The sequence below is a fragment of the Pseudomonas sp. NUPR-002 genome (assembly GCF_056322725.1).
Map to the genome: position 1 here is coordinate 1,788,521 of NZ_CM150476.1, position 26,485 is coordinate 1,815,005.

28 protein-coding genes are annotated in these 26,485 nt (G+C 60.7%); 25 read left to right on the forward strand and 3 right to left on the reverse strand.

The window, feature by feature from the left end:
* The first annotated feature begins 157 nt into the window (after positions 1-157).
* The 3 genes from ACVWSC_RS08330 to ACVWSC_RS08340 all read left to right on the forward strand — a co-directional run bounded on the left by ACVWSC_RS08330 (position 158) and on the right by ACVWSC_RS08340 (position 2,628).
* Positions 158-781, forward strand: coding sequence for a glutathione S-transferase (locus ACVWSC_RS08330; RefSeq protein WP_442113136.1), 624 nt, complete (start codon positions 158-160; stop codon positions 779-781).
* A gap of 138 nt (positions 782-919) precedes the next feature.
* Positions 920-1,852, forward strand: coding sequence for an ABC transporter ATP-binding protein (locus ACVWSC_RS08335; RefSeq protein ID WP_442113138.1), 933 nt, complete (start codon positions 920-922; stop codon positions 1,850-1,852).
* Positions 1,849-2,628, forward strand: a complete 780-nt coding sequence (locus tag ACVWSC_RS08340) for an ABC transporter permease (RefSeq protein WP_442113140.1) — start codon at positions 1,849-1,851, stop codon at positions 2,626-2,628. Before ACVWSC_RS08335 ends, ACVWSC_RS08340 begins: the two co-directional genes overlap by 4 nt.
* Here the strand turns inward: ACVWSC_RS08340 and ACVWSC_RS08345 are convergent.
* Entirely contained in the window at positions 2,596-3,138 is a 543-nt protein-coding gene (locus tag ACVWSC_RS08345; RefSeq protein ID WP_442113142.1) for a DUF2062 domain-containing protein, read from the reverse strand. The two genes, ACVWSC_RS08340 and ACVWSC_RS08345, sit on opposite strands and share 33 nt — an antisense overlap.
* A gap of 143 nt (positions 3,139-3,281) precedes the next feature.
* Here ACVWSC_RS08345 and ACVWSC_RS08350 point away from each other — a divergent pair, with 143 nt between their 5' ends.
* From ACVWSC_RS08350 to murB, 8 genes are all read left to right on the forward strand, one after another.
* Positions 3,282-5,504 (forward strand): DNA internalization-related competence protein ComEC/Rec2, encoded by a 2,223-nt coding sequence (locus tag ACVWSC_RS08350; protein WP_442113144.1) that lies wholly within the window; start codon positions 3,282-3,284, stop codon positions 5,502-5,504.
* Between the two features lie 70 nt (positions 5,505-5,574).
* Positions 5,575-6,210, forward strand: a complete 636-nt coding sequence (locus tag ACVWSC_RS08355; RefSeq protein ID WP_442113146.1) for a MotA/TolQ/ExbB proton channel family protein — start codon at positions 5,575-5,577, stop codon at positions 6,208-6,210.
* The gene (locus tag ACVWSC_RS08360) at positions 6,207-6,638 is read left to right on the forward strand and encodes an ExbD/TolR family protein (protein ID WP_442113148.1); all 432 of its coding nucleotides are present in this window, start codon (positions 6,207-6,209) and stop codon (positions 6,636-6,638) included. The genes ACVWSC_RS08355 and ACVWSC_RS08360 overlap by 4 nt, the downstream gene beginning before the upstream one ends.
* Positions 6,638-7,648, forward strand: a complete 1,011-nt coding sequence (gene lpxK / locus ACVWSC_RS08365; protein WP_442113150.1) for a tetraacyldisaccharide 4'-kinase — start codon at positions 6,638-6,640, stop codon at positions 7,646-7,648. Before ACVWSC_RS08360 ends, lpxK begins: the two co-directional genes overlap by 1 nt.
* 38 nt (positions 7,649-7,686) lie before the next feature.
* Entirely contained in the window at positions 7,687-7,872 is a 186-nt protein-coding gene (locus ACVWSC_RS08370; RefSeq protein WP_442113152.1) for a Trm112 family protein, read from the forward strand.
* A complete protein-coding gene (gene kdsB, locus ACVWSC_RS08375; protein WP_442113154.1) occupies positions 7,869-8,633 on the forward strand; it encodes a 3-deoxy-manno-octulosonate cytidylyltransferase in 765 nt (254 codons plus the stop codon). Before ACVWSC_RS08370 ends, kdsB begins: the two co-directional genes overlap by 4 nt.
* Positions 8,633-9,097, forward strand: coding sequence for a low molecular weight protein-tyrosine-phosphatase (locus ACVWSC_RS08380; RefSeq protein WP_442113156.1), 465 nt, complete (start codon positions 8,633-8,635; stop codon positions 9,095-9,097). Before kdsB ends, ACVWSC_RS08380 begins: the two co-directional genes overlap by 1 nt.
* Positions 9,094-10,113, forward strand: coding sequence for a UDP-N-acetylmuramate dehydrogenase (gene murB / locus ACVWSC_RS08385; RefSeq protein WP_442113158.1), 1,020 nt, complete (start codon positions 9,094-9,096; stop codon positions 10,111-10,113). The genes ACVWSC_RS08380 and murB overlap by 4 nt, the downstream gene beginning before the upstream one ends.
* Before the next feature lie 128 nt (positions 10,114-10,241).
* On the opposite strand, the gene rne is transcribed toward murB, so the two are convergent.
* Complete coding sequence (rne, locus tag ACVWSC_RS08390) at positions 10,242-13,358, reverse strand: ribonuclease E (RefSeq protein WP_442113160.1); 3,117 nt, start codon at positions 13,356-13,358, stop codon at positions 10,242-10,244.
* 748 nt (positions 13,359-14,106) lie between these two features.
* Here rne and rluC point away from each other — a divergent pair.
* The 3 genes from rluC to ACVWSC_RS08405 are packed head-to-tail and all read left to right on the forward strand — an operon-like array spanning position 14,107 to position 16,729.
* Complete coding sequence (rluC, locus tag ACVWSC_RS08395; RefSeq protein WP_442113162.1) at positions 14,107-15,063, forward strand: 23S rRNA pseudouridine(955/2504/2580) synthase RluC; 957 nt, start codon at positions 14,107-14,109, stop codon at positions 15,061-15,063.
* Positions 15,053-15,730: an HAD family hydrolase gene (locus tag ACVWSC_RS08400; protein ID WP_442113164.1), complete on the forward strand. Its 678-nt coding sequence runs from the start codon at positions 15,053-15,055 to the stop codon at positions 15,728-15,730. Before rluC ends, ACVWSC_RS08400 begins: the two co-directional genes overlap by 11 nt.
* A gap of 6 nt (positions 15,731-15,736) precedes the next feature.
* A complete protein-coding gene (locus ACVWSC_RS08405) occupies positions 15,737-16,729 on the forward strand; it encodes a S49 family peptidase (RefSeq protein WP_442113166.1) in 993 nt (330 codons plus the stop codon).
* A gap of 131 nt (positions 16,730-16,860) precedes the next feature.
* Here ACVWSC_RS08405 and ACVWSC_RS08410 read toward each other — a convergent pair whose 3' ends face one another.
* A complete protein-coding gene (locus tag ACVWSC_RS08410; protein ID WP_442113168.1) occupies positions 16,861-17,439 on the reverse strand; it encodes a Maf family protein in 579 nt (192 codons plus the stop codon).
* A gap of 95 nt (positions 17,440-17,534) precedes the next feature.
* On the opposite strand from ACVWSC_RS08410, the gene ACVWSC_RS08415 reads away from it, so the two are divergent.
* The 11 genes from ACVWSC_RS08415 (at position 17,535) to ACVWSC_RS08465 (ending at position 26,477) form a co-directional block, all read left to right on the forward strand.
* The gene (locus tag ACVWSC_RS08415; protein ID WP_045187160.1) at positions 17,535-18,062 is read left to right on the forward strand and encodes a YceD family protein; all 528 of its coding nucleotides are present in this window, start codon (positions 17,535-17,537) and stop codon (positions 18,060-18,062) included.
* A gap of 13 nt (positions 18,063-18,075) precedes the next feature.
* Positions 18,076-18,258, forward strand: a complete 183-nt coding sequence (gene rpmF / locus ACVWSC_RS08420) for a 50S ribosomal protein L32 (RefSeq protein WP_010223221.1) — start codon at positions 18,076-18,078, stop codon at positions 18,256-18,258.
* Positions 18,259-18,261: 3 nt separating this feature from the next.
* The gene (gene plsX, locus ACVWSC_RS08425) at positions 18,262-19,272 is read left to right on the forward strand and encodes a phosphate acyltransferase PlsX (RefSeq protein WP_442113171.1); all 1,011 of its coding nucleotides are present in this window, start codon (positions 18,262-18,264) and stop codon (positions 19,270-19,272) included.
* A gap of 129 nt (positions 19,273-19,401) precedes the next feature.
* Complete coding sequence (gene fabD, locus ACVWSC_RS08430; RefSeq protein ID WP_442113173.1) at positions 19,402-20,340, forward strand: ACP S-malonyltransferase; 939 nt, start codon at positions 19,402-19,404, stop codon at positions 20,338-20,340.
* Between the two features lie 16 nt (positions 20,341-20,356).
* The gene (gene fabG / locus ACVWSC_RS08435) at positions 20,357-21,097 is read left to right on the forward strand and encodes a 3-oxoacyl-ACP reductase FabG (RefSeq protein ID WP_038994156.1); all 741 of its coding nucleotides are present in this window, start codon (positions 20,357-20,359) and stop codon (positions 21,095-21,097) included.
* Positions 21,098-21,292: 195 nt separating this feature from the next.
* Complete coding sequence (gene acpP, locus ACVWSC_RS08440; RefSeq protein WP_003175607.1) at positions 21,293-21,529, forward strand: acyl carrier protein; 237 nt, start codon at positions 21,293-21,295, stop codon at positions 21,527-21,529.
* Positions 21,530-21,634: 105 nt separating this feature from the next.
* A complete protein-coding gene (gene fabF / locus ACVWSC_RS08445; RefSeq protein WP_442113175.1) occupies positions 21,635-22,879 on the forward strand; it encodes a beta-ketoacyl-ACP synthase II in 1,245 nt (414 codons plus the stop codon).
* On the forward strand, positions 22,879-23,694 hold the full coding sequence (gene pabC / locus ACVWSC_RS08450; RefSeq protein ID WP_442113177.1) for an aminodeoxychorismate lyase: 816 nt from the start codon (positions 22,879-22,881) through the stop codon (positions 23,692-23,694). Before fabF ends, pabC begins: the two co-directional genes overlap by 1 nt.
* A 3-nt stretch (positions 23,695-23,697) precedes the next feature.
* On the forward strand, positions 23,698-24,846 hold the full coding sequence (gene mltG / locus ACVWSC_RS08455; RefSeq protein WP_442113179.1) for an endolytic transglycosylase MltG: 1,149 nt from the start codon (positions 23,698-23,700) through the stop codon (positions 24,844-24,846).
* Positions 24,847-24,865: 19 nt separating this feature from the next.
* Entirely contained in the window at positions 24,866-25,498 is a 633-nt protein-coding gene (gene tmk, locus ACVWSC_RS08460) for a dTMP kinase (protein ID WP_442113181.1), read from the forward strand.
* Positions 25,491-26,477, forward strand: a complete 987-nt coding sequence (locus ACVWSC_RS08465) for a DNA polymerase III subunit delta' (protein WP_442113183.1) — start codon at positions 25,491-25,493, stop codon at positions 26,475-26,477. Before tmk ends, ACVWSC_RS08465 begins: the two co-directional genes overlap by 8 nt.
* Positions 26,478-26,485 lie beyond the last annotated feature (8 nt).

Genomic DNA, 26,485 nt, shown 5'->3' on the forward strand with positions numbered 1-26,485 from the left:
CATTTTGCAGTCCATCAGAGCTTAGACGGCATCCGATGTTCGGCTTGTCAGAACAGTGACAGGTTGTGGCAGCAGGAGTTCGCCATAGGCTGTGGGCGATTGTCAGGGCCGGAGTCTGGGGTAGACTGGGCGGCCGCTCATTCATCAGGACGACGTTATGCTCAAGATCTGGGGACGGAAGAATTCGACCAATGTCAGGAAAGTGCTGTGGTGCGCCGAAGAGTTGGGGCTTGAGTATGAGGCGATTGATGCTGGTGGCGCCTTCGGCCTGGTCAATGAGCCGCAATACCGGGCGCTGAACCCCAATGGCCTGGTGCCGATGATCGAAGATCAGGGGCTGGTGCTCTGGGAGTCCAACGCCATCGTGCGCTATCTGTCGGCCGAGTATGGGGCCGAGGATGGTTGGTATGCCGGCAACCCACGTCAGCGCGCCGAAGCGGACAAGTGGATGGATTGGGTCACCTCGTCGCTGGCGGCACCGTTTCGCCCGCTGTTCTGGGGTATTCTGCGCACCCCTGCCGAGCAGCAGGATTGGGTCGCGATCAATGCCGCGCACAAGACCTGCGCGCAATTGTTGTCGATTGCTGACCAGGCCCTGGCGCACCAGCCTTATCTGTCTGGTAAGTCCCTGGGCATGGGCGACATCCCCCTGGGCTGTTTCGCCTATGCCTGGTTCGAAATGCCCATCGAGCGCCCCGAAATGCGCCATTTGCGCGCCTGGTACGAGCGCTTGCAGGAGCGGCCGGCATTCCAGGCGGCGGTGATGACTGCACTGACCTGATCACTACGGTTAAGCTGATAGTTATTATCGATACACATGACTGTACTTGTATGGCCTGGGCACGCACCATGGCCATATTCACTGCGATCGGCCTGCTCGGTCGCGTCTTGAACCCCTCACACTGGTACGCGACCCGCTATGAGTTCTGCTCTGTCCATAAGGCAGCTAACCAAAACCTACGGCAACGGTTTCCAGGCCCTCAAGGGCATTGATCTGGACGTCGCCGAGGGTGACTTCTTTGCCTTGCTCGGCCCCAATGGTGCGGGTAAATCCACCACCATTGGCATTCTTTCGACGCTGGTCAACAAGACCAGTGGCACCGTGAGCATCTTCGGTCACGATCTTGACCGTCAGCCTGCAGCGCTCAAGCGCAGCATTGGCGTGGTGCCGCAGGAGTTCAACTTCAACCAGTTCGAAAAGACTTTCGACATTGTCGTGACTCAGGCCGGTTACTACGGTATTCCGGCCAAGGTGGCCAAAGAACGCGCCGAAAAATACCTGACCCAGCTCGGACTGTGGGACAAGCGCGATGTGCCGTCGCGTTCGTTGTCGGGTGGCATGAAGCGGCGCTTGATGATTGCCCGGGCGCTGATCCACGAGCCGCGTTTGCTGATTCTCGATGAGCCGACTGCCGGTGTGGATATCGAACTGCGCCGCTCGATGTGGAGCTTTCTCACCGAGCTGAACCAGCAGGGCATCACCATCATTCTCACCACCCATTACCTGGAAGAAGCCGAGCAGCTGTGCCGACACATCGGCATCATCGACCACGGCACCATCGTTGAAAACACCAGCATGCGCGCGCTGTTGAGCAAGCTGCATGTCGAGACGTTCCTGCTCGACCTCAAGCAAGACCTGCCTCAGGCGCCAACCCTGGTGGGCTATCCGTGCCGGTTGATCAGCCCGCACACCCTGGAGGTACAAGTGGACAAGGATGTGGGGATCACGGCGTTGTTCGGCCAATTGGCCCTGCAGAACATCGAAGTGCAAAGCCTGCGTAACAAGAGCAACCGTCTTGAGGAGTTGTTTGTGTCTTTGGTTGAGAAAAACCTGGCGAAGGTGGCGGTATGAGTTCTGAGCTGAGCGCCAACCTGGTTGCCCTCAATACCATTGTTTATCGCGAAGTACGTCGTTTCACTCGGATCTGGCCGCAAACCTTGCTGCCGCCGGCGATCACCATGGTCCTGTACTTCGTGATCTTCGGTAACCTGATCGGTCGGCAGATTGGCGACATGGGTGGCTTCACTTACATGGAGTACATCGTGCCGGGGCTGATCATGATGTCGGTGATCACCAACTCCTATGGCAACGTGGTGTCGAGTTTCTTCGGCAGCAAGTTTCAGCGCTCGATCGAAGAGCTGATGGTGTCGCCGGTATCGCCGCATACGATTTTGATCGGTTACACCCTCGGTGGTGTTCTGCGTGGGCTGGCAGTGGGGGTGATCGTTACCATTCTGTCGCTGTTCTTCACTCACCTGCAGGTCCATCACCTGGGTGTGACCGTTCTGGTGGTGTTGTTGACCGCAACGATCTTCTCGCTGTTGGGCTTCATCAACGCGGTGTTCGCGCGCAACTTTGACGATATCTCGATCATTCCGACCTTCGTCCTGACACCGCTGACCTACCTGGGCGGGGTGTTCTACTCGATCAACCTGTTGCCGCCGTTCTGGCAGACAGTGTCGTTGGCCAACCCGGTGCTGCACATGGTCAACTCGTTCCGCTACGGCATTCTCGGTGTGTCGGACATTCGCATCGGCGTGGCCATCACCTTCATGCTGGTGGCCACGGCGGTGCTGTACCTGGGTTGCGTACGCCTACTGGTCAGTGGGCGTGGAATGCGTAGCTGACAGCTTTTGCTTGCGCCGGTGCCATTGCCGGCCTACCCACCAGCGCCAGTAGAGCATGGTCAGGCAGTAGGCCAGGGCACCGAGCAGCAGGCCGCACACCACCGAGCCGAGCAGGAACGGCTGCCACAGGGTCGACAGCTCGCCGGTGATCCACTCGAATGTCAGTTCTTCTGGCAGGGTTCTGGGCGGCACCTGCATCAGCCAGGCGCCCATCTGGTAGGTGCAGTAGAACACCGGCGGCATGGTGAACGGGTTGGTCAGCCACACCAGACTGACGGCTATCGGCATGTTGCCACGCACCATGACGGCCAGGCTGGCGGCCAGCAACATCTGCATCGGCACCGGAATGAACGCGGCGAACAGGCCTACCGCCATGGCTCGCGCCACCGAATGCCGATTCAGGTGCCAGAGGTTGGGGTCGTGCAGCAGCCGGCCGAGAAAGCGTAAGGATTTGTGTTCCCTGATGCTGGTCGGGTCGGGCATGTAGCGTTTGAAGAGACGACGCGGCATGTAGGCTCTCGACTGGGTGAAGGGGGCAAGTATGCACCGAATCTAAAAAGCCCCCATTACAGACTTTGTGACAATTATTGAGTGAGCAGTCGCCCACGCTGATCTAAGCCTCAGGAAGGGAAATTTTTCTGGAGCTTCAAACCATGCGCACAGGGATGGTGGCGCTGGCACTGGGCTTGCTGAGCCTGCGTGTTTTACCGGCGTTGCCATCGGTCGGGATGATCGTGTTGATGGCGCTGGTCGGGGTGATTTGTTTGTTCTGGCGCACGCGTGCGCTGGGCTTGTTTCTGTTGGGCCTAAGCTGGGCGTGTCTGTCGGCGCAGCAGGCACTGGATGATCGTCTGGCGCCAGCGCTCGATGGTCGCACGCTGTGGCTGGAGGGGCGGGTGGTTGGCTTACCCCGGCAAACTGGCCGGTCGGTGCAGTTCGAAATCGACGCCGCGCAGTCACGCCGTGCCCAGTTGCCGCAACGCCTGCAACTCAGCTGGTTTGCCGGGCCTGAGATCAACAGCGGCGAACGATGGCGGCTGGCGGTTACCCTCAAACGCCCGCATGGCTTGCTCAATCCCCATGGTCCGGACCGCGAGGCGGCCTTGCTGGCGCGGCGCATCGGCGCTACCGGTAGTGTCAAAGCCGGCACGTTGCAAGCGCCTGCCCAGGGTGCCTGGCGCGACTCGGTGCGCCAGCGCTTGCTGAGTGTGGATAGTCAAGGGCGAGAGGCCGAGCTGGTCGCGCTGGTGTTGGGCGATGGCGCTGGTTTGACGCGAGACAGCTGGCAAGTGCTGCAGGCGACTGGCACCGTGCATTTGTTGGTGATCTCCGGGCAGCATATCGGGCTGCTGGCCGGCCTGGTCTATGGCTTGATTGCAGGCCTGGCCCGCCTCGGTGCCTGGCCTCGGGTTTTACCTTGGCTGCCCTGTGCGTGTGCTGCAGCCTTTCTGTCAGCCTTGGCCTACGGTTTGCTGGCCGGTTTCCAGGTGCCAGTACAGCGTGCCTGCGTGATGCTGGCGGTGGTGCTGCTGTGGCGTTTGCGCTATCGCCACCTGGGAGTGGGCGTGCCGTTGCTGCTGGCGCTCAACGCTGTGCTGTTGTGGGAGCCGCTGGCCAGTTTGCTGCCGGGCTTCTGGTTGTCGTTCGCCGCGGTTGCCGTGCTGCTGTTTACCTTCAGTGGCCGTCTGGGGGCTTGGAGTCCTTGGCGGGCGTGGGGCCGAGCGCAGTGGTTGATCGCTCTGGGCTTGCTGCCGGTGCTCATCGCCCTGGGGTTGCCTGTCAGTCTCAGCGCGCCGCTGGCCAACCTGTTTGCCGTGCCCTGGTTGAGCCTGTTGGTGTTGCCTCTGGCGTTGCTGGGCGCTGTGACGCTGCCCGTCCCTATGCTTGGAGTCGGGTTGCTCTGGCTGGCGGGTGGGTTGCTCGACGCATTGTTCAGCGTGTTGACCTATCTGGCACAGTGGCAACCCGCCTGGGTGCCGGAGCCGTTAGCCTGGCAGGTGTGGCTGTTGCTGTGTCTGGGTGCGATCCTGCTGTTGCTGCCTTCGGGGTTGCCCATGCGTGTGCTGGGCTGGCCTCTGCTACTGCTGGCCGTGTTTGCCCCTCGCGAGCGTATTGATCATGGTCAGTTGGATGTCTGGCAACTGGATGTTGGCCAGGGCCAGGCCTACGTGCTGCGTACTCGCAATCACACGCTGCTGTATGACGCCGGGCCTGCGCTAGCCGATCACGACCTGGGGGAGCGGGTGGTGTTGCCGACCTTGCACAAATTGGGGGTGAAAGAGGTTGATCTGATGCTCCTTAGTCATGCCGACGCCGATCATGCCGGTGGGGCGATGGCGCTCAAGCGTGGGCTGCCGATGCGTCGGGTTCAGGGCGGCGAAGTCGCGAAGCTGGCGCCAGCGCTGCACGCCCAACCTTGCGTGAGTGGTGAGCGTTGGCAATGGGATGGCGTCGATTTTTCGCTCTGGCAGTGGCTGGGCGCTGGCGACAGTAATCAAGGGTCCTGTGTGCTGTTGGTGGAAGCGGGAGGCGAACGCCTGTTGCTTACTGGTGACCTCGATGCCAAGGGCGAGCGGGCCTGGATCAACGACTGGCAGGCCACTCGGGTCGACTGGCTGCAGGCGCCGCATCATGGCAGCCGTACCTCATCCAGCCAGGCTTTGCTGGCGGCCACGGCACCCCGCGGTGTGCTGATTTCCAGGGGGCGTTACAACGCCTTCGGGCACCCGCATGCCGAGGTTATGACGCGTTACCGGACTAATGGTATCGAGGTGTTCGACAGTGCGGAGCAGGGCGCTGTGCGCTTGCGCCTGGGGGCTTTCGGCGAGCCGCAGGGGCAGCGTAGCCAGCGGCGCTTCTGGCGTGAGCGCAGTTGACGACCTTCGGCAGATGAGTGCCCAAGGGTCCTATGGTAGAGTGGCGGACTTTTTCAAGGGGATGCTAACTGTGTGGGAATTGGTCAAGTCCGGTGGTTGGATGATGCTGCCGATCATTCTGAGCTCCATCGCTGCCATGGCTATCGTCGCCGAGCGTCTCTGGACTTTGCGCGCCAGCCGGGTCACTCCACCGCACCTGCTGGGCCAGGTGTGGATGTGGATCAAAGACAAACAGCTGACCAACGACAAGCTCAAGGCCCTGCGCGCCGATTCGCCGCTGGGTGAGATTCTGGCAGCTGGTCTGGCCAACTCCCGTCATGGTCGCGAGATCATGAAAGAGTGCATTGAAGAGGCCGCCGCCCGGGTCATTCATGAGCTTGAGCGCTATATCAACGCCCTCGGCACCATTGCTGCGATGGCTCCTTTGCTGGGGTTGTTGGGTACGGTGCTGGGGATGATCGACATTTTCAGCGCGTTCATGGGCACCGGCATGAGCGCCAATGCCGCTGTGCTGGCCGGGGGTATCTCCAAGGCCCTGATCACCACCGCTGCAGGCCTGATGGTGGGTATTCCAGCGGTATTCTTCCACCGCTTCCTGCAGCGCCGTATCGACGAGCTGGTGGTTGGCATGGAGCAAGAGGCAATCAAACTGGTTGAAGTGGTGCAGGGCGACCGTGATGTCGATCTGGCCGGAGGCAAGGCGTGAAGTTTCGGCGCAAGCCACGGGAGACCGTGGATATCAACCTGGCGTCATTGATCGACGTCGTGTTCATCCTGCTGCTGTTTTTCGTGGTGACCACTACCTTTACCCGAGAAACCCAGTTGCGCGTTGAGCTGCCAGAGTCGGTCAGTGGTGCTCCAGCCCCTGACAGCGAGCTCAAGCAGCTGGAGATCACCATCAGCGCCGAGGGCGTCTACTCGCTGAACAACAACTTGCTGCCCAAGAGCGATCTGGCCACCTTGATCGAAGCCCTGCAGAAAGAATCTGCCGGTGATACCAAACTGCCGTTGTCGATCAGCGCCGACGGCAAGACCCCGCACCAGGCGGTGGTGACTGCCATGGATGCGGCCGGCAAGCTCGGTTTCAGCCAGTTGCGCATGACCACGGTCGAGGCTGCTCAGGGGACCCCTTGATGGCCTTGGCTGACCGTTTACTCAATGCTTGGTACAACGGGCATCCGGCGTTGGCGCTGTTGCGCCCGCTGGAGGCCCTCTATCGCCGCGTAGTGCTACGCAAACGGGAGCGTTTTCTCAGCGGGGAGAGCGCCAGTTACCGTGCGCCGGTGCCAGTGATCGTGGTCGGCAACATCACCGTCGGCGGCACGGGCAAGACGCCGATGATTCTCTGGCTGATCGAACATTGTCGCCAGCAAGGTCTGCGCGTCGGTGTGGTCAGTCGTGGTTACGGCGCCAAGCCGCCGCAGTTGCCCTGGCGGGTGCGGGCTGATCAAGCTGCGGCCGAGGCCGGCGATGAACCGCTGTTGATCGTGCAGCGTAGCGGTGTGCCGTTGATGATCGATCCGGACCGCTCACGCGCTGTACAAGCATTGCTGGCCAGCGAAACCCTTGACCTGATTCTCTGTGACGATGGCATGCAGCACTATCGCCTGGCGCGTGACTTGGAGCTGGTACTGGTTGATGCGGCCCGTGGTCTGGGCAATCGCCGTTGCCTGCCGGCCGGGCCGCTGCGCGAGCCGGTGGAGCGTTTGCAGGCGGTCGATGCGCTGCTCTACAACGGTGCCTTGGCTGATCGCGACGATGGTTTTGCCTTTGCCCTCAAGCCTACCGCGCTGATCAACCTGCGCACCGGAGAGCGTGCCGGTCTTGAGCACTTTCCGGCAGGCCAGGCGCTGCATGCGGTTGCCGGAATCGGTAATCCACAACGTTTCTTCAATACCCTGCAGGGGCTAAAATGGCGGCCTGTGCCGCATCCTTTTGCCGATCATGCCGAGTACAGTGCCCGGGCCCTGAGCTTCAGCCCGGCGCTACCGCTGGTCATGACCGAAAAGGACGCAGTCAAATGCCGTGCCTTTGCTGCCGATGACTGGTGGTATCTGGCGGTTGACGCTGTGCCTTCGCCGGCCTTTGTGGCCTGGCTGGATGGCCAGCTTGAGCGACTGTTACAGAGATCATCGAAGCCCTGATTCTTTTCTTTTTCCGGCCCCTGGCCTGAGGAATACCCATGGACACCAAATTGCTCGACATCCTCGCCTGCCCAATCACCAAAGGCCCACTCAAGCTCAGTGCCGACAAGACCGAGTTGATCAGCAAGGGCGCCGGCCTGGCCTATCCGATCCGCGATGGCATTCCGGTGATGCTCGAAAGCGAAGCGCGCACCTTGAGCGATGAAGAGCGCCTGGATAAATGAGCCTGACCTTCACTGTGGTGATTCCTGCGCGGTTGGCGTCTACCCGCCTGCCGGGCAAGCCGTTGCTGATGATTGCCGGTAAGCCGATGATCCAGCATGTCTGGGAGCAGGCGCGCAAGAGCAGCGCCAGTCGTGTGGTGATTGCCACCGACGACGCCGGTATTTACCAGGTCTGCGAGTCGTTCGGCGCGCAAGTGCTGATGACCCGTGAAGATCATGATTCAGGCACCGATCGCCTGGCCGAAGTGGCCAGCAAACTCGGCTTGGCGGCGGATGCCATTGTCGTCAATGTCCAGGGCGATGAACCGCTGATTCCACCGGTCATCATCGATCAGGTGGCGGCGAACCTGGCCGCGCATCCTGAGGCCGGGATCGCTACCTTGGCCGAGCCGATCAGCGATGTCACTGCAGTGTTCAATCCCAATGCCGTTAAGGTGGTCAGCGATTGTAACGGTCTGGCGTTGACCTTCAGTCGTGCACCGTTGCCCTGGGCGCGGGATGTATTCGCCCAGCAGCGAGACATGCTGCCGGAAGGTGTGCCCTATCGTCGTCATATCGGCATGTATGCTTACCGTGCCGGCTTTCTACAAGACTTCGTCGGTTGGGGGCCGTGCTGGTTGGAGCGCACCGAATCGTTGGAGCAGCTGCGAGCGCTCTGGCATGGCGTGCGTATCCATGTTGCCGACGCCATCGAGGCGCCACCGGTGGGAGTCGATACCCCTGAAGACCTCGAGCGCGTCCGGCGCATTCTGGAGGCCTGATGCGGGTTCTGTTTGTGTGCCTGGGTAATATCTGTCGCTCTCCGACTGCTGAAGGTGTGTTGCGCCATCAACTGCAGGCCCAAGGCCTGGAGGGTTTGGTCGAAGTGGCCTCGGCCGGAACCGGCGACTGGCATGTGGGCAAGCAGCCTGACAGCCGCACTCGTCGCGCCGCGCAATTGCGCGGTTACGACCTGTCGCAGCAGCGTGCCCAGCAGGTTGAAGCCAAACACTTCAACGACTATGACCTGATCCTGGCCATGGACAAAAGCAACCTTGGCCACCTGCGCGCCATGCAGCCTGCAGGTGCCAAGGCCGAGCTGGACTTGTTCCTGCGCCGCTATGAAGGCCCGTTGGATGAAGTGCCGGATCCTTACTACGGCGGTGAGCAGGGCTTTGAGCAGGTGCTAGACCTGATCGAGGCGGCTTGCCAGCGATTGGTCGTCGAACTCAAGGGACGCTTATGAGTGCTCAGTGGCAGGAGCAGGTATCGCTCAAGCCGTACAACACCTTCGGCATTGATGTCAGGGCACGCTACTTCACCGAGGCGCACAATGATGAAGATGTTCGTCAGGCGCTGACACAGGCGAAATCGCAGGATGTACCTGTGCTGGTCATCGGTGGTGGCAGCAATCTGTTGCTGACCGCCGACGTGCAGGCGTTGGTGATGCGCATGGCCAGCAGTGGCCTGCGTATTCTGAGTGATGACGGCCAGCGGGTGATTGTAGAAGCCGAGGCAGGGGAGCCTTGGCATCCGTTCGTGCAGTGGAGCCTGGCCCAGGGTTTGTCGGGGCTGGAGAACCTCAGCTTGATTCCCGGTACTGTCGGTGCGGCGCCGATGCAGAACATTGGCGCTTACGGCGTCGAGATCAAGGATGTGTTTGCCGGGCTGACTGCGCTGGATCGGCAGACCGGCGCGCTGCGTGACTTCGATCTGGATGAATGCCAGTTTGCCTACCGTGACAGTGTGTTCAAGCAGCATCCAGGTCGTTGGTTGATTCTGCGGGTGCGTTTTGCTTTGAGCCGCGTGATGCACGCACACCTGGACTATGGGCCGGTGCGCCAGCGTCTGAGCGAGCAGGGTATTAGCCAGCCGACGGCGCAGAATGTCAGCGATGCGATCTGTAGCATTCGCCGGGAGAAACTGCCAGACCCAGCGGACTTGGGTAATGCCGGGAGCTTCTTCAAGAACCCGGTGGTGGCAAGCGTGCTGGCGGAGCAGATTCGTGCGCAGCATCCGGGGCTGGTGGCTTATCCACAGGCTGATGGGCAAGTGAAGCTGGCCGCTGGTTGGCTGATCGAGCAGGCCGGGTGGAAGGGCTACCGTGATGGTGATGCTGGGGTACACCGCTTGCAGTCGTTGGTGTTGGTCAACTATGGCCAGGCCACGGGTGGGCAGTTGCATCAGCTGGCGCAGAAAATCCAGGCCGATATTCTTGAGCGTTTTGGCGTAAGCCTGGAAATGGAACCCAACCTTTACTGACTGCCTGTAGGAGCGGGCTTGCCCCGCGATGCGTTATCACTGATAGATCGCATCGCGGGGCAAGCCCGCTCCTACAGACACAAAAAAGCCCCGCCAGCTACCTGGCGGGGCTTTTTATTGCCTGGACCTTAGACGAGCGGCTTTTGCTCTTCTGCGGTTTCCGAGGCTTCAGCTGCGGCAGCAGCAGCGGCTGCTTCAGCTTCACGCTTGCGACGGCGCACTTCACGAGGATCGTTAGGTGCACGACCATTTGGCAGCATGACCACCGGGGCTTCTACTGCAACCGGTTCGGCAGCCTGGGCAGGCTCTGCAACCACTGGTGCTGGCTCGGCAACTACCGGTGCAACGGCTTCAGCCTCAACCACTGGAGCCTGAACAACTTCTGGCTCGCGTGGGGCTTCAACCACTGGCTCGGCAACAACCGCAACAGCAACCGGTGCTTCAGCGACGGGCTGCGGGGCAACCTCGACAATCGGCTCGATGCTCGCTTCGACCACTGCCACCGGTTCGCTGATTGGCTGCTCGACCACAGGGGCGATGGCAACTTCTTCAGCAACCACAGGCTGTTGTGCTTCAACCACGGCAGGCTCGACAGCGATCGGCTGGGTGGATTCAACGACCTCAACAGCTTCAGCGACGACCGCTTCGGCAGGTGCTGGAGCGGCTACCGGGGCAGTCTGTTCAACGGCTGCGGTGGCGCGTTCAGCTTGAACGTTGGCTTGAGCTTCGGCTTCAGCGCTGATGTTGATGGTAGCAACAGCGGCGGTTACGGCAAGACCAGCGGCCAGTTCAGCGCCCGATGGCTCGTTGCCTTCCTCGGTAGCGTCTTCGGCGCCTTCGACGACGTCACCGTTGGCATCACGCTGACGCTCGCGGCGGTTGCTGCGACGACGCTGACCGCGGGAGCGGCGACGTGGGCGTTCGCCTTCGGTGCCTTCCTGGTTGTCATCCTGCAGCAGTTCTTCGTTTGGCAGTTGCTCGTCGGTCGCTTCAGCAGTTGCTTCGGCTGGACGAGGCTGGCGCTCTTCGCGTGGCGGGCGTGGTTGACGCTCTTCACGTGGGGCGCGTTCTTCACGCGGTGCACGTTCTTCACGTGGGGCACGTTCTTCACGCGGTGCACGCTCTTCGCGTGGTGCACGTTCTTCACGCACTACACGCTCTTCACGCGGCTGACGCTCTTCACGCGGTGCGCGCTCAGGACGCTCTTCGCGTACTGCTGGAGCAGCATCCAGTGGCTCACGCAGTTCGCGGACCGGGCGCTCTTCACGCGTGCGGCGATCTTCACGCGGGGCGCGAGGCTGACGCTCTTCGCGCGGCTGGCGTGGGGCGCGCTCTTCGCGGGCCTGGGTTTCTTCGCGGGCTTCGCGTGGTTGGCGCTCTTCACGTGGTGCACGTTCTTCGCGAGGCTTGCGCTCTTCGTCGCGACGACCGTTACGGTTGCGGCTCTGCTGGCGACCGTTACGACGCTCTTCGTTGCGCTGCGGGCGCTCGGTGGCCGGCTTTTCGGCAACCACTGGAGTGGCGGCAGGTTCTTCCTTGCCGGCAAACAGGCTGACCAGCGATTTCACCAGACCTTTGAACAGGCTTGGCTCTGGAGCAACGTGTACGGGTGCTGCAGGTTGCTCCTGTGTGGTTGGCACTGGGGCGTTGGCGCGAGCTGGTGCAGTTTTGACCGCCGCTTCCTGGCGTACCAGGGTGCGGGTGGCTGCAGCCGGTTGGGCTTCTTCCGCCTCAGTGGCAGCGATTTCGTAGCTGGATTGGCTGCTCAGTGCTTCCGGGCTGTCGTCGCGCAGGCGCTGGACTTCGAAATGCGGGGTCTCCAGGTGATCGTTCGGCAGGATGACGATACGGGCCCGGGTGCGCAGTTCGATCTTGGTGATCGAGTTGCGTTTTTCGTTGAGCAGGAAGGCGGCAACCGGAATCGGCACTTGGGCGCGAACTTCAGCGGTGCGGTCTTTCAGGGCTTCTTCTTCGATCAGGCGCAGAATGGCCAGCGACAGCGATTCGACGTCACGGATGATGCCGGTGCCGCTGCAGCGTGGGCAGACGATGCCGCTGCTTTCGCCCAGGGAAGGACGCAGGCGCTGACGGGACATTTCCAGCAGGCCGAAGCGCGAGATACGACCGACCTGTACGCGAGCACGGTCAGCTTCCAGGCACTCACGGACTTTCTCTTCGACCGCGCGCTGGTTTTTAGCTGGGGTCATGTCGATGAAGTCGATGACGATCAGGCCACCGATGTCACGCAGGCGCAGCTGGCGGGCGATTTCCTCAGCCGCTTCCAGGTTGGTCTGCAGGGCGGTTTCTTCGATGTCGCTGCCTTTGGTGGCGCGCGCCGAGTTGATGTCGATAGACACCAGGGCTTCGGTTGGATCGATGACGATCGAGCCGCCGGACGGCAGGTCGACTACGCGCTGGAAGGCGGTTTCGATCTGGCTTTCGATCTGGAAGCGGTTGAACAGCGGAACGCTGTCTTCATACAGCTTGATCTTGCTGGCGTACTGCGGCATGACCTGGCGGATGAAGGTCAGGGCTTCTTCCTGGGCATCGATGCTGTCGATCAGCACTTCGCCGATGTCCTGGCGCAGGTAGTCGCGGATAGCGCGGATGATGACGTTGCTTTCCTGGTAGATCAGGAAAGGCGCAGCGCGGTCCTGGGAGGCTTCCTTGATCGCAGTCCAGAGCTGCAGCAGGTAGTCCAGGTCCCATTGCATTTCTTCGCTGCTGCGGCCAAGGCCGGCAGTGCGAACGATCAGGCCCATGTCGGCAGGGGCAACCAGGCCGTTCAGGGCTTCGCGCAGTTCATTGCGCTCTTCGCCTTCGATACGACGGGAGATGCCACCGGCACGCGGGTTGTTGGGCATCAGCACCAGGTAGCGGCCGGCCAGGCTGATGAAGGTGGTCAGGGCTGCGCCCTTGTTGCCGCGCTCTTCTTTCTCGACCTGGACGATGACTTCCTGGCCTTCGCTGAGCACTTCCTTGATGTTCACCCGGCCTTCCGGGGACTTCTTGAAGTATTCGCGGGAGATTTCTTTCAGCGGCAGAAAGCCATGACGCTCGGAGCCGAAGTCGACGAATGCGGCTTCCAGGCTAGGTTCGATCCGGGTAATCCGGCCTTTGTAGATGTTGGCCTTCTTCTGCTCACGCGCACCGGACTCGATGTCCAGGTCGTAGAGACGTTGGCCGTCCACCAGAGCTACACGCAACTCTTCGGGTTGAGTCGCGTTAATCAGCATTCTTTTCATGTAATACCGTCGGTTTCCGGGCTGCCGGAAACGGCGTTCGGCACACACGACTTCTCACGGTCGGTGTCAGGTGCGCAAGGGGTGGCGGGCCACCCCCGTGTCCAGCGACTGTCGAACCAGACTGGTAACCCAGTACTGCCGAAGTCGCGACAACGCGTCCTGCTTGCTGTGGTGTCAAATGCACTCAGTCAGGAGGAGGAATCAGCCTTCGGCCGTGGACACCCCAGGGGCATCTTGATCAAGACCGGGTCCGGTCGCCTGGCCAAAAGGCCGCTGGACTGGACGCAGTACTACACGGTCCGACGGTTGTGCATCTCCACCCTACACGTATCCCTGATAATTCGGGTGCTGCCGCGCGCTGAATCCGCAACGGGTTGCATTTATCGCCAGCTCCAATACGGGAGCCCGCGCCTTTTATGTCCAAGGCTGGTATTTCCGAAGCCTTCGCCATGGCTGCGTGAAATTGACGGCACTGACAGAGTGGCATCGAAAAAAACATCAGGGGGAGGGCAATACACCGCTCTTGTCGTTTTTATCGGTCTTCTCTGCACGGCGCTGGTGGCGATTCCAGGCAGTTCAGTAAACTGGCGAAAACCCCGTCGGACGGCCTCGCGTCCTCAAGATTTTGCGTCGGTCAGGGCCGGCTAGAAGCCGTGGGTCCGCTGGCCAGCCGCTTTTGGCGGCGTTCGCGACTATAGCAGCAATCATTAAGTGCTTCAAATCCATAAAAAATTGTTATGATTGGCAAATGACGACTAATGCCCCCCCGACCTCCGGCGTCCAGCTGATCGAGGTCGCGCCGGAACTTGCCGGCCAACGAATCGATAATTTCCTCATCACAGCACTCAAGGGTGTTCCCAAGACCTTGATTTACCGCATTTTGCGCAAAGGCGAAGTGCGCGTGAACAAGGGGCGGATCAAGCCCGAGTACAAGCTGCAGGCCGGTGACATCGTGCGCGTGCCGCCCGTTCGTCTGCCGGAACGCGACGAACCTGTGCCGGTGGCCCAGGGGTTACTTGAGCGCCTGGAGGCGGCGATTGTCTACGAAGACAAGGCCCTGATCGTGCTGAACAAACCGGCCGGCATTGCCGTGCACGGCGGCAGCGGCCTGAATTTCGGGGTGATCGAAGCCTTTCGTCAGATGCGTCCGGATGCCAAGGAGCTGGAGCTGGTCCATCGCCTGGACCGTGACACCTCTGGCCTGCTGATGATCGCCAAGAAACGCAGCATGCTGCGTCATCTGCATGCCGCGCTGCGCGGTGATGGCGTCGACAAGCGCTATATGGCGCTGGTCCGTGGTCACTGGGCGACGGCGAAAAAGCAGGTCAATGCGCCATTGCTCAAGAGTAACTTGCGCTCGGGCGAGCGCATGGTCGAGGTCAACGACGAAGGTAAGGAAGCGTTGACCATTTTCCGGGTGCTGCGTCGCTTTGGTGAATTTGCCACCATCGTCGAAGCGCGGCCGATCACTGGTCGTACCCATCAGATCCGTGTACATGCCTTGCATGCCGGGCACTGCATCGCCGGTGACAGCAAATACGGCGATGAAGATTTCACCCGTGAGATCCGTGAGCTGGGTGGCAAGCGTTTGTTCCTGCACGCCTATGCCTTGACCGTGCCGCTGCCTGATGGTGGTGAACTCAAGCTTGAGGCGCCGGTCGACGAGATGTGGAAGAAAACCGTGGAGCGCTTGAGTGCGGCGTGATTACGACCTGCTGATCTTTGATTGGGACGGTACCCTGGCAGATTCGATCGGGCGCATCGTCGAGTCCATGCATGTGGCTGCGGGTCGCGCAGGTCACCCGACCTGTGCTGACGAGGCGGTCAAAGGCATCATCGGACTGGCGCTGAACGAGGCCATCAGCACACTTTATCCACAGCTGGATGCTGAGCAGGTGGCGGTGTTCCGTCAGCACTATGCTGATGTGTACATGGCGCTAGACGCTCAGCCGTCGCCACTGTTCGATGGGGTGGTGGAGTCGCTGGAGGTGTTTCGAGCCCAGGGGTATCGTTTGGCTGTGGCAACGGGCAAGGCGCGTCGCGGTCTGGATCGCGTGTTGCGAGCCAATGGTTGGCAGGATTACTTCGACATTACTCGGGCGGCCGACGAAAGCCGCGGTAAGCCTCATCCGCAGATGCTTGAAGAAATTCTCGCCCATTGTCAGGTTGAGCCTGCGCGTGCCTTGATGGTGGGTGATTCATCTTTCGATTTGTTGATGGCCAGCCATGCTGGGATGCATTCGGTGGCGGTCAGTTATGGGGCCATGTCCTCGGAGGCGTTGGCTGCCTTTGGGCCGCAGGTCTGTATTGAGCATTTTTCACAGTTGCAGGCCTGGCTGAGCCGGGCGCCTGTGGCAGGAATTCCAGGGTAGGTGAGCATGGCTGACGAATGGAAGGCGCCTCGCGCCGAAGAAAACGAAAGCAACGAAGAGCAGAAAAGTTGGAAGTTGTTGGAAAAAACCCTCCTGGCGGGTGTGCAGGAGCAGCGTCGCGCGCGGCGCTGGGGGATTTTTTTCAAGCTGCTGACCTTCGCCTACCTGTTTGGCATTCTCGCGCTGTTCACTCCCTTGATGGGTGTGGACAAGGCCGCCTCCCGCAGTGTCAGTCACACGGCGCTGGTTGAGGTGCGTGGGATGATTGCCGATCAGGAGCCGGCCAGTGCCGACAATATCGTCAGCGGCTTGCGCGAGGCGTTCAAGGACTCGAAAACCAAGGCCGTGATCCTGCGCATCAATAGCCCAGGCGGCAGCCCGGTGCAGTCGGGCTATATCTACGACGAAATTCTTCGCCTGCGCGCCGAATATCCGCAGATCAAACTGTATGCGGTCATCAGTGATCTGGGTGCTTCTGGTGCCTATTACATCGCCAGTGCTGCTGATCAGATTTATGCCGACAAGGCCAGCCTGGTTGGCTCCATTGGGGTGACGGCTGCTGGTTACGGTTTTGTCGGCACGATGGAAAAACTCGGTGTCGAGCGGCGTACTTATACGGCTGGCGAGCACAAGGCATTTCTCGATCCGTTCCAGCCGCAAAAGCCTGAGGAAACCGAGTTCTGGCAGGGTGTGCTGGAGACCACGCATAAACAATTCATTGCCAGCGTCAAGCAAGGTCGCGGCGATCGTCTCAAGGATAAGGAGCACCCTGAGCTGTTCAGTGGTCTGATCTGGTCTGGTGAGCAGGCGTTGGCGTTGGGCCTGGTGGATGGCCTGGGTAGTGCCGGTTACGTGGCGCGTGAAGTGGTTGGGGAGAAAGAGCTGGTCGACTTTACCGTCGAAGAGTCGCCGTTCGATCGTTTCTCCAAGCGCCTGGGTGCCAGTATTGCCGAGCGTCTGGCGCTGTGGATGGGCTTTCAGGGGCCGTCGTTGCGCTGAAGTGTTGCTTGATGAAAAAGCCGGCCCTCGTGGCCGGCTTTTTGCTTTCTGTGTGGGAGCGGGCTTGCCCCGCGATAGCGTCCTTCCTGCTAAATCGCTATCGCGGGGCAAGCCCGCTCCTACAGAGAATTTCAGGGCAGGTCGACACCTTCGGTGAGCAGCATGTCTACCAGGCGAATCAGTGGCAGGCCGACCAGGCTGGTGGCATCGACGCCGTGGGTGCTCTGAAACAGGCTGACACCCAGGCCTTCGGCCTTGAAGCTGCCAGCGCAGTCATAGGGCTCCTCGGCGTGCAGGTAGCGTTCGATGCGTGCCAGCTCCAGCTCGCGCATGTAGACCGTGAACGGTACGCAATCGACTTGGCAGTGGCCGGTCTGGCTGTTCAGCAGTGCTACGCCAGTGAGAAAGGTCACATGGTTGCCGCTGGCGGCGAGCAGTTGTTCGCAGGCGCGGTCAAAGGTGTGCGGTTTGCCGAGAATTTGCTCGCCAAGCACCGCTACCTGGTCGGAACCGATGATCAGGTGGCCGGGGTGGCTGCCAGCCAGGGCCTGGGCTTTTTCCCGGGCCAGGCGTTTGACCAGGTCGGCAGCAGGCTCTTCGGGCAGGCGCTGTTCGTCAATATCAGGGGCGGCCCAGCTGAAAGGAAGGCGCAAGCGTTCAAGCAATTCGCGCCGATAGGGTGAGCTGGAAGCCAGTAATAAAGGCAGCATGGTAAACTCCTGGGCAAGTGAAACGATTCTAACATGCTGAACGGAGCCGAATTTCCTTTGACAGGGGCGGGGGTCATCCCTAGAATGCTGCGCCTATGTTGAATGACCCGATTCCACCTCACGTTGACCCGCGCAAATTGGCCGACCGTGGCGTTTCTCTCGAAGGAACACTGCAGCTCGCCGATTTGGAGAGACTCTGCGACCCGCTTTCCGACAATGTCGGTACGGTGCAGGCTAAATTCGATTTTGAGCGAGACGAGCAGAAGGCTGTGGTTATCCACACCGACCTGAGCGTCGAGGTCAAGATGGTTTGCCAGCGTTGTCTTGAGCTGGTCACCCTGCCGATCCACAGCGAATGCACTTACGCCGTGGTGAAGGAGGGTGCGAATACCCAGTCGTTGCCGAAAGGTTATGACGTGCTGGAACTGGGCGAAGATCCTTTGGATCTGCAGGCCTTGGTCGAGGAAGAGCTTTTGCTTGCCCTGCCGATCGTGCCTGCTCATCATCCGGAAGAATGCCAGCAGCCGGCGGGCGCCGATGAGCCCGAACCGAGCAAGGACGAGGTAACACGGTCCAACCCGTTCAGTGTATTGGCGCAGTTAAAGCGTGACCCAAACGTTTAGGAGTTAATCAATTATGGCTGTTCAGCAGAACAAAAAATCCCGCTCTGCCCGTGACATGCGCCGTTCGCACGACGCTCTCTCGGAAAACGCTCTGTCCGTAGAGAAAACCACTGGTGAAGTACACCTGCGTCACCACGTATCGCCAGAAGGCGTATACCGTGGTCGCAAAGTGATCGACAAGGGCGCTGACGAGTAATCCTTGTCCGCTCAGATCATCGCGATTGACGCAATGGGCGGGGACTTCGGTCCCCGCAGCATTGTTCAGGCAAGTATTGCTTGCCTTTCAGCTACTCCCTCGCTGCACCTGACCCTCGTCGGTCAACCCTCCCTTCTTGAAGAGCTTATCGCTGGCCAGTCGGCAGCGGATCGCGCGCGCCTGCAGATTGTTGCTGCCAGCGAAGTGATCGGCATGGATGAGCGACCTTCCCAGGCATTACGTGGCAAGCCGGATTCGTCTATGCGCGTGGCTCTGGAATTACTACGTGATGGCAAGGTTCAGGCTTGCGTGAGTGCTGGCAATACCGGCGCGCTAATGGCGCTGTCGCGTTACGTGCTCAAGACCCTGCCGGGCATTGATCGTCCGGCTATGGTGGCGGCCATTCCCACCCAGACCGGTTACTGTCAGTTGCTGGACCTGGGCGCCAATGTCGATTGCAGTGCGGACAACCTCTTCCAGTTTGCGGTGATGGGTTCGGTGGCGGCGCAAGCGCTGGGGATATCCCGGCCTCGGGTGGCGCTGCTCAATGTCGGTACCGAAGATATCAAGGGCAATCAGCAGGTCAAGCTGGCGGCCAGTCTGCTGCAGAACGCGCGCGGGCTTAACTACATTGGTTACGTCGAAGGCGATGGCCTGTACCGGGGTGAAGCCGATGTGGTGGTGTGCGACGGTTTTGTCGGCAACATCCTGCTCAAATCCAGTGAAGGCCTGGCGACCATGATCGGGGCGCGCATCGAGGCGCTGTTCAAGGGTGGAGTTGCTTCGCGTCTGGCGGGGGCGGTGGCCATGCCGCTGCTCAAGCGCCTGCAGGCCGACCTGGCACCCGCGCGGCATAATGGCGCAAGCTTCCTGGGGTTGCAGGGCATTGTTATCAAAAGCCACGGTTCGGCGGGCGTGCAAGGCTTCCAGAGCGCCATCCAGCGGGCGTTGATCGAGATCCAGGAGAACCTGCCGCAGCGCCTGCACGGGCGTCTGGAAGATCTGTTGCTTTAGGCATCTGCCTCAGGAAGTGGTTAAATGTGACCGCTTGGTCCTCGTTACCATCCAAGTCTTCAGTTTCTTGTGCTCAGCCTGGCGCTGAGTACTTCATTTCCGACGACAAGATCATTAGGGGCTTGTTCAATGTCTGCATCCCTCGCATTCGTCTTTCCCGGTCAAGGTTCGCAGTCCCTCGGCATGCTCGCCGAGCTGGGCGCTCAGTACCCACTGATTATTGATACCTTCCGTGAGGCCTCCGAGGCTCTGGGCTATGACCTTTGGGCGCTGACCCAGAACGGTCCGGAAGAGCAACTCAATCAAACCGACAAAACCCAGCCGGCCATTCTCACCGCCTCGATCGCCCTGTGGCGCCTATGGCTGGCTGAAGGTGGCGCGCGTCCGGCGTTTGTCTCCGGCCACAGCCTGGGTGAATACAGCGCGCTGGTTGCCGCCGGCAGCCTGACCCTGGCTGATGCAGTCAAACTGGTCAAGCGCCGTGGTGAGCTCATGCAAGAGGCCGTTCCGGCCGGGCAGGGCGCCATGGCGGCGATCCTTGGCCTGGACGACGCCGACGTCGTTGCCATCTGCGCCGAAGCGGCTCAAGGCGACGTGGTAAGCGCAGTCAATTTCAACTCGCCGGGCCAGGTGGTTATCGCCGGTGCCAAGGCCGCTGTCGAGCGCGCCATGGAAGCCTGCAAGGCCAAAGGTGCCAAGCGCGCACTGCCATTGCCGGTGAGCGTGCCATCGCACTGTGAGCTGATGCGTCCGGCTGCCGAGCGTTTCGCCGAGTCGGTCAATGCCATCGACTGGGAAGCGCCGCAAATCCCGGTGGTTCAGAACGTCAGTGCTGGCGTTGCAGCTGACCTGGACACCCTCAAGCGCGACCTGCTGGAGCAGCTGTACAAGCCTGTTCGCTGGGTCGAGTGCGTACAGACGCTGGCGGCCAATGGCGCGCTGCAACTGGTCGAGTGCGGCCCGGGCAAAGTGCTGGCCGGCCTGAACAAGCGCTGCGCCGACGGCGTCAACACCTCTAACCTCAATACCCCGGATGCTTTCGCCGCCACCCTCGCGGCGCAGGCCTGAATTAGGAGAAGCTTGCATGAGCCTGCAAGGTAAAGTTGCACTGGTAACCGGCGCCAGCCGTGGTATTGGCCAGGCTATCGCCCTGGAACTGGGCCGTCTGGGCGCTACCGTGATCGGTACTGCGACCTCCGCCTCGGGTGCCGAGCGCATCGCCGCGACCCTCAAAGAGCACGGTATCACCGGTACCGGCCTGGAACTGAACGTCACCAGCGACGAGTCGGTTACCGCCACCCTGGCCAAAATCCAGGAGCAGTTCGGTGCGCCGACCATTCTGGTCAACAACGCCGGCATCACCCGCGACAACCTCATGCTGCGCATGAAGGACGACGAGTGGTTCGACGTTATCGACACTAACCTGAACAGCCTCTACCGTCTGTCCAAGGGCGTGCTGCGTGGCATGACCAAGGCGCGTTGGGGCCGTATCATCAGTATCGGCTCGGTAGTCGGTGCCATGGGTAACGTTGGCCAGGTCAACTACGCTGCTGCCAAAGCTGGCCTGGAAGGTTTCAGCCGTGCTCTGGCGCGTGAAGTGGGCTCTCGTGCGATCACCGTCAACTCGGTAACGCCAGGTTTCATCGACACCGACATGACCCGCGAACTGCCAGAAGCCCAGCGCGAAGCGCTGCAGACCCAGATTCCTCTGGGTCGTCTGGGCCAGGCTCAGGAGATCGCCAATGTGGTGGCTTTCCTGGCCTCTGAAGGCGCAGGTTATGTGACTGGCGCGACCATTCCGGTCAACGGCGGCATGTATATGTAAAACTAATGTGACGGATTGCTTCAAAAAAATGTCATACGAGCTGTCTAAAATCCGTTATAAAGCTGCAACCAGATTCTAGTCGGTTGGCAGGTGTGGTCTGGCGAGGCGTGTTGCGCTTGAAAAGCGGACGTCTTTCTATACACTTACACACCGGCCAGCTGCCTGACATATGTCCATTAGGAGTGAAAACAAGGTATGAGCACCATCGAAGAACGCGTCAAGAAAATCGTCGCCGAGCAACTGGGCGTTAAAGAAGAAGAAGTAGTGAACACTGCTTCCTTCGTCGAAGATCTGGGTGCCGATTCCCTTGACACCGTTGAGCTGGTGATGGCTCTGGAAGAGGAATTCGAGACCGAAATCCCTGACGAAGAAGCCGAGAAGATCACTACTGTTCAAGCTGCTATCGACTACGTCACCAGCCACCAGGCTTAAGACGTTGTAGTCGTCGCTTCTTGTCATGAGAAAGCCGCACTGCCTTAACCGGCGTGCGGTTTTTTCTTTACAAGACATGTAGTCAATGTGAATAAGGAGAGTGCTGTGTCGCGTAGACGCGTCGTGGTCACCGGTATGGGTATGCTGTCGCCACTGGGCACGGATGTGCCGAGCAGTTGGCAGGGCATTCTGGCTGGCCGCAGTGGCATAGGTCTGATTGAACATACGGACCTGTCTGCCTACTCCACCCGTTTTGGCGGCTCGGTAAAGGGCTTCGAGGTTGAGCAGTATCTATCGGCCAAGGAAGCTCGCAAGCTCGATCTGTTCATTCAGTACGGCCTGGCGGCCGGTTTTCAGGCAGTGCGTAACGCCGGCCTGGAAGTCACCGACGCCAACCGCGAGCGCATTGGCGTGGCCATGGGCTCGGGTATCGGTGGCCTGACCAACATCGAAGAAACCAGTCGGACGTTGCATGAGCAAGGCCCGCGGCGCATTTCGCCGTTCTTCGTGCCGGGTTCGATCATCAACATGATTTCTGGCTTCCTGTCGATCCACCTGGGTGTACAGGGGCCTAATTACGCTATCGCCACGGCTTGCACCACAGGTACTCACTGTATCGGTATGGCTGCGCGCAACATCGCTTTCGGTGAAGCCGACGTGATGATTGCCGGTGGTGCCGAAATGGCGGCCTGCGGTCTGGGTATGGGCGGATTCGGCGCTTCGCGCGCGTTGTCCACCCGCAATGATGACCCGACCCGTGCCAGCCGTCCGTGGGACAAGGGCCGCGACGGTTTCGTCCTCGCCGACGGCGCGGGTGCGCTGGTGCTTGAAGAGCTCGAGCACGCCAAGGCGCGTGGCGCGACCATCTATGCCGAGCTGGTTGGTTTTGGCATGAGTGGCGACGCCTACCACATGACTTCGCCGCCAGAAGACGGCAGCGGTGCTGCACGCTGCATGGTCAACGCCCTGCGCGATGCGGGTCTGAACGCTGATCAGGTCAGCTACATCAACGCCCATGGCACCTCGACCCCGGCTGGTGACCTGGCTGAGGCTTCGGCCATCAAGTCGGTGTTTGGTGAGCATGCCTACAAGCTGGCGGTCAGTTCGACCAAGTCGATGACCGGCCACCTGCTGGGTGCTGCTGGTGCGGTAGAAGCGATTTTCAGCGTGCTGTCGATCAACAGCCAAGTGGCGCCGCCGACCATCAACCTCGATGAGCCGGACCAGGGCTGCGACCTGGATTTCGTGCCACACGAGGCGCGCAATATGGCAATTGATGTCGTGCTGTCCAACTCCTTCGGTTTTGGCGGTACCAACGGCTCGCTGGTGTTCCGCCGGTTTGCCGAGTGATGCACAGCTGGATTGATGGCCAGCCGGCGGATGCAGTCAACCTGCGCAGTCGAGCGCTGACCTACGGCGACGGTCTGTTCGAGACCATCGCCGTCAGGGCTGGTCGGCCATCATTGCTCGAGTATCATCTCGAGCGCCTGGCGTTGGGTTGCCAACGCCTGGCGATCAGCCTCGATGCAGTGCTGATTCGCGACGAGCTATGCCGTTACGCCAGTGCACTGGGTGACGGCGTGCTCAAACTGATTCTTGTGCGTGGTGACAGCCAGCGCGGCTATGCGCCCGCGCCTGATGCGCCCGCGCGACGTATTCTTCAGGGCAGCCCTTTGCCCGCTTATCCGCTGCAGCACGCCGAGCACGGTGTTCGTCTGTTCGCTTGTAGCACGCGCCTTGCTGAGCAGCCGTTACTGGCCGGGCTCAAACACCTCAACCGCCTCGAGCAGGTACTGGCGCGTGCCGAGTGGCAAGATGCTGAATGTGCCGAAGGCTTGATGCGCGATACTTCGGGGCGAATTGTCGAAGGCGTCTTCAGTAACCTGTTTCTGGTGCGTGGAGGCGAACTGTTGACGGCCGACCTGAGCCGTTGTGGTGTGGCCGGGGTCATGCGTGCAGCCTTGATCGAGCAGGCGGCGATTGCCGGGATCACGTTGCGCATCACCGATCTGTCCCTGCAGGACCTGGAGCAGGCTGATGAGGTTTTCGTCTGCAACAGTGTCTACGGTGTGTGGCCTGTGCGCGCATTTGCATCACTGAACTGGTCGCCGGGCCCGCTCACCCGTAAACTGCAGGCCATTGCCCGTACGTTACTGGATGCCTGATTAGTGAGACGTAAATTCTTGGTGCTGCTGGAAACTGGATTGATCCTGGCAGGCCTGATGTTGGGGTTTTCGGCCTGGAAAGTGAATTCAGCGCTTGAGCAGACCTTGCACGTTAACCAGGAGCAATTGCTCGACGTGCCCACCGGTACCAACCCCAATCGCATGTTCTACCGCATGGAAAGCCAAGGCCTGCTGGACGACGCCTTCTGGCTGCGCCTGTACTGGCGCTTCAACATGGCTGGGGTGCCATTGCACACCGGCGAGTACCGCATGACCCCCGGCATGACCGTGCGCGAGCTGTTTGAGGTGTGGCGCCGTGGCGACGTCGTGCAATACAGCCTGACCCTGGTCGAGGGCTGGAATTTCCGTCAGGTACGCTCGGCGCTGGCCAAGCACGAAAAAATCAAACAGACCCTTGATGGCCTCAGCGATGCTGAGGTGATGGACAAGCTCGGCCACCCCGGGGTTTTCCCTGAAGGGCGCTTTTTCCCGGACACCTACCGCTTTGTACGCGGCATGAGCGATGTGGAGTTCCTCCAGCAAGCCTATGCTCGACTCGACGAGGTGCTGGCCAAGGAGTGGGCTGAACGCCCGGCTGACCTGCCATATCGTGACCCGTACCAGGCGCTGATCATGGCGTCCCTGGTGGAGAAGGAGACAGGGGTGCCGCAAGAGCGCGGTCAGATCGCCGGGGTGTTCGTGCGGCGTATGCGCATCGGCATGCTGCTGCAGACCGACCCTACGGTGATCTACGGTATGGGTGAGCGTTACAACGGCAAAATCACCCGCGCCGACCTGCGCGAGCCAACGCCTTACAATACCTACACCAATGCCGGCTTGCCGCCGACGCCGATTGCCATGGTCGGCCGCGAAGCCATTCACGCTGCGTTGAACCCAACGCCGGGCACCAGCCTGTATTTTGTTGCCCGCGGTGACGGTAGCCACATCTTCTCTGACGACCTGGATGCGCATAATTCGGCGGTCCGCGAGTACCAGATCAAGCGCCGGGCCGATTACCGTTCCAGCCCGGCACCGGTAACAGAACCTGAATCCGAGGATGCACCTGAGGCCGAGCCGCAGGCGCCGCAAGCCCCTGAGGCGAGCCCTGAGCCTGAAGCGTCGGCTCCGGCCACTGAATCCTCTTCGCAATGAACCACTGTAAGGACTGCCTGTGAGCGGCTTGTTTATCACCCTGGAAGGTCCCGAAGGCGCGGGCAAGAGCACCAACCGCGAGTACCTTGCCGACTACCTGCGCGCCCACGGCGTGGATGTGGTGCTGACCCGCGAACCCGGCGGCACGCCACTGGCCGAGCGGATCCGCGAATTGCTGCTGGCGCCCAGCGATGAGCGCATGGATGCCGACACCGAGCTGTTGCTGGTGTTCGCTGCCCGTGCCCAGCACCTGGCGCAGGTCATTCGCCCGGCGTTGGCCCGCGGTGCAGTCGTGCTGTGTGATCGTTTTACCGACGCCACCTATGCCTATCAGGGCGGCGGTCGTGGGCTTTCGGTTGCGCGCATTGCCACTCTGGAGCAGTTCGTTCAGGGCGAGCTGCGCCCTGATTTGACCCTGGTTTTCGATTTGCCGGTGGAAGTCGGTTTGTCCCGCGCCGCGGCTCGTGGTCGTCTGGACCGTTTCGAGCAGGAAGGTCAGGCCTTCTTCGAAGCGGTACGCCAGGCCTACTTGGCGCGCGCCAAGGCCGCGCCGCAGCAATACACGCTGGTTGATGCCTCGCAGTCACTGGCGCAGGTGCAACAAACACTGGATGCCTTGCTGCCGCAGATCCTGGAGCGCTGCCGTGGCTGAGGCCTTCCCTTGGCAGCAGGCAGTGTGGCGACAACTGGCCGGGCGTACCCAGCATGCTCACGCCTACCTGCTGCACGGGCCGCAAGGCATCGGCAAGCGGGCCTTGGCCGAGCGCCTGATGGCCTTGCTGCTGTGCCAGCGTCCGCACGATCTGCAAGCCTGCGGGCAGTGCAAATCCTGCCTGTTGCTGGCCGCCGGCAGCCACCCGGACAACTATGTGCTGGAGCCGGAGGAGGCTGACAAGCCGATCAAGGTCGACCAGGTGCGTGATCTGGTTTCCTTCGTGGTGCAGACCGCGCAACTGGGTGGGCGCAAGGTAGTGCTTATCGAACCGGTCGAGGCGATGAACATCAACGCGGCCAACGCCTTGCTCAAAAGCCTGGAAGAACCCTCTGGCAATACAGTGCTGCTACTGGTCAGCCACCAGCCCAGCCGTCTGTTGCCGACCATCAAGAGTCGCTGCGTGCAACAGGCCTGTCCGTTGCCTGATGCCGCACAAAGCCTGGCGTGGCTGAGCAAGGCGCTGCCTGAGTGTGACGAGCAGGAACGTCTTGAGCTGCTCGCTCTGGCCGCAGGTTCGCCGCTGGCCGCCGTCAGCCTGCAAGCCCAGGGCGTGCGTGAGCAGCGGGCGTTGGTGGTCGAGGGGGTGAAAAAACTGCTCAAGCAGCAACAGTCTCCAAGTCAGCTGGCTGAAGCCTGGAATGCTATTCCTTTGCTGCTGTTGTTCGATTGGTTCTGTGACTGGTCCAACCTTGTCCTGCGCTACCAGTTGACCGAGGACGAGGAAGGTTTAGGCTTGAACGACATGCGCAAGGTCGTGCAGTACCTCGCGCAAAAAAGTGCCCAGAGCAAGGTGCTGGACATCCAGGACTGGATCCTCGCCCAGCGCCAGAAAGTGCTGGGCAAAGCCAACCTCAACCGCGTGTTATTGCTCGAAGCGTTGCTGGCCTCCTGGGCAATGTTGCCTGGCCAGCGTTGAGCTGAGCT

Coding starts and splice junctions, on each gene's coding strand:
- ACVWSC_RS08330 (WP_442113136.1), top strand. CDS start 158: ATGCTCAAGATCTGGGGACGGAAGAATTCGACCAATGTCAGGAAAGTG.
- ACVWSC_RS08335 (WP_442113138.1), top strand. CDS start 920: ATGAGTTCTGCTCTGTCCATAAGGCAGCTAACCAAAACCTACGGCAAC.
- ACVWSC_RS08340 (WP_442113140.1), top strand. CDS start 1,849: ATGAGTTCTGAGCTGAGCGCCAACCTGGTTGCCCTCAATACCATTGTT.
- ACVWSC_RS08345 (WP_442113142.1), bottom strand. CDS start 3,138: ATGCCGCGTCGTCTCTTCAAACGCTACATGCCCGACCCGACCAGCATC.
- ACVWSC_RS08350 (WP_442113144.1), top strand. CDS start 3,282: ATGCGCACAGGGATGGTGGCGCTGGCACTGGGCTTGCTGAGCCTGCGT.
- lpxK (WP_442113150.1), top strand. CDS start 6,638: ATGGCCTTGGCTGACCGTTTACTCAATGCTTGGTACAACGGGCATCCG.
- ACVWSC_RS08370 (WP_442113152.1), top strand. CDS start 7,687: ATGGACACCAAATTGCTCGACATCCTCGCCTGCCCAATCACCAAAGGC.
- kdsB (WP_442113154.1), top strand. CDS start 7,869: ATGAGCCTGACCTTCACTGTGGTGATTCCTGCGCGGTTGGCGTCTACC.
- ACVWSC_RS08380 (WP_442113156.1), top strand. CDS start 8,633: ATGCGGGTTCTGTTTGTGTGCCTGGGTAATATCTGTCGCTCTCCGACT.
- murB (WP_442113158.1), top strand. CDS start 9,094: ATGAGTGCTCAGTGGCAGGAGCAGGTATCGCTCAAGCCGTACAACACC.
- rne (WP_442113160.1), bottom strand. CDS start 13,358: ATGAAAAGAATGCTGATTAACGCGACTCAACCCGAAGAGTTGCGTGTA.
- rluC (WP_442113162.1), top strand. CDS start 14,107: ATGACGACTAATGCCCCCCCGACCTCCGGCGTCCAGCTGATCGAGGTC.
- ACVWSC_RS08405 (WP_442113166.1), top strand. CDS start 15,737: ATGGCTGACGAATGGAAGGCGCCTCGCGCCGAAGAAAACGAAAGCAAC.
- ACVWSC_RS08410 (WP_442113168.1), bottom strand. CDS start 17,439: ATGCTGCCTTTATTACTGGCTTCCAGCTCACCCTATCGGCGCGAATTG.
- ACVWSC_RS08415 (WP_045187160.1), top strand. CDS start 17,535: ATGTTGAATGACCCGATTCCACCTCACGTTGACCCGCGCAAATTGGCC.
- rpmF (WP_010223221.1), top strand. CDS start 18,076: ATGGCTGTTCAGCAGAACAAAAAATCCCGCTCTGCCCGTGACATGCGC.
- fabD (WP_442113173.1), top strand. CDS start 19,402: ATGTCTGCATCCCTCGCATTCGTCTTTCCCGGTCAAGGTTCGCAGTCC.
- fabG (WP_038994156.1), top strand. CDS start 20,357: ATGAGCCTGCAAGGTAAAGTTGCACTGGTAACCGGCGCCAGCCGTGGT.
- acpP (WP_003175607.1), top strand. CDS start 21,293: ATGAGCACCATCGAAGAACGCGTCAAGAAAATCGTCGCCGAGCAACTG.
- pabC (WP_442113177.1), top strand. CDS start 22,879: ATGCACAGCTGGATTGATGGCCAGCCGGCGGATGCAGTCAACCTGCGC.